The organism is Vibrio sp. 10N.222.48.A3, from assembly GCF_041475345.1.
Taxonomy (GTDB): domain Bacteria; phylum Pseudomonadota; class Gammaproteobacteria; order Enterobacterales; family Vibrionaceae; genus Vibrio; species Vibrio tasmaniensis_A.
Genome location: NZ_JBFRVX010001246.1, coordinates 1 through 1131 on the forward strand (window position 1 = coordinate 1; position 1131 = coordinate 1131).

Genomic DNA, 1131 nt, shown 5'->3' on the forward strand with positions numbered 1-1131 from the left:
GTGAAAGCTTGCGGGGCTTTTTATTATCAATGATACCAGCGAGCGTCGTTCTATTATCTTAAGCCTATATTTAAGAGCTTATGGGATGATCTTGGTTTTGATTGAAGAACATAGAGAAGAAATTAAAAAGGCCAACGAAAAATAAATGGCAGACTTTTCAAGTACGTATTTCTAAGGCATAGCTTTAACTTCAACCGTGATCGTATCTTGATATTTTCCAGCACGCGCAAATTCGATGTTACCTAACGTCACCTCAAGGGGAACTCCCCAGCGCTTAGTATCCTCATTGTTTGAGAAGGTATAGACCGATTTCTGGTTTACTAAGGCGTTATTAAAGCGCAATGTATATGGGATCGTGACGTTGGATTCCGACTTCTGTTTTAACTCACCATATCTCTGCTTTACAACCAATCTTACATTCGAGTTCGAAAGAAGATCAAAATCGGATCGATAGGTTCGGTTAGATTCAAGGTCACCAAGCTGGAAGCGATAACCTGAGCTCCCTGAGCGTTGAAGGTTTGGTGCGTTAGGCACTGAGTTGAAAGCCACAAACGCTGGTACGTTGAGTTTCACTTTGGCATTTTTTGTCTCTTGTTTTCTATCTAGGGAAATAGAGGCTTCAAGAAGTCCGTTATAATGACCAGATGCGGCCACTTTAGCCTCTGGCACTTTTATCCAAAACTTTGTTCTTTGGCTGTTATCCAGAGGTAGTTGAAAGCCTTTACTAGGAAAGTGGCTCAATTGGCGGAAGTTTTTGTCCAGAATAGTCAGAGGTAAATTTGTTCCAATTGAACTCAAATAGCTAGATTGTTTATTGTTGACCGATACTATGGCCGTCGGGAATCGACAGGTCTGAATATCACGCGACAACTCCAAATAAACGGGAATATAAGCGGCTAAATCTCGCTTAAATTCAACATTGCTTCTGTCGACGTTAAGTATCCACTTGCCACTGCATTCGGCCAAAACCGGTTGAGATAACATGGCTAAACCGAACACTGAGAACTTAAGTAAGTGTTTCATGGTTTATCCCTCTTTAATAAGTAAAGTTGGTAGATAAATCAGATTGTCATTGATTTCTGGGACGCTCAATTTTGTTGGGCTAAAGCCATCTATGACGATGGTGTAGTC

1 protein-coding gene is annotated in these 1131 nt (G+C 40.9%); it reads right to left on the minus strand.

What is annotated here, in order from left to right; all coding sequences use genetic code 11:
* Positions 1 to 171 precede the first annotated feature (171 nt).
* Positions 172 to 1023, minus strand: a complete 852-nt coding sequence (locus AB4653_RS25370) for a hypothetical protein (protein ID WP_102257752.1) — start codon at positions 1021 to 1023, stop codon at positions 172 to 174.
* Positions 1024 to 1131 lie beyond the last annotated feature (108 nt).